This is a genomic window from Peribacillus sp. SIMBA_075, from assembly GCF_046534585.1.
On sequence record NZ_JAWRYN010001672.1, the window covers coordinates 1 to 233 of the forward strand.

Genomic DNA, 233 nt, shown 5'->3' on the forward strand with positions numbered 1-233 from the left:
GTATAAAATCGTTGAGACGAGCTCAAGGAAACGAGACGATTGCTCGTTCATCTGCTTCGTCAGCACTTTGAGGTCAGGCATGTCCACTTCACACTGATCGAGAAACTCTTTCCCATTGTCCGTCAGCGAATAGCGATATTGATAGTATCCGCCCTTTTTTTCCTTCATTTCGTCCAAGAATCCAAGGTTGCACAGCTCTTCAATTCTGAGCGTCAACTCCTCTGAATAGGGGC

1 pseudogene is annotated in these 233 nt (G+C 46.4%); it reads right to left on the bottom strand.

From position 1 onward, the window contains the following. Window positions 1-233 (bottom strand): annotated as a pseudogene (locus SB775_RS34110) (YwgA family protein); the annotation flags it as partial.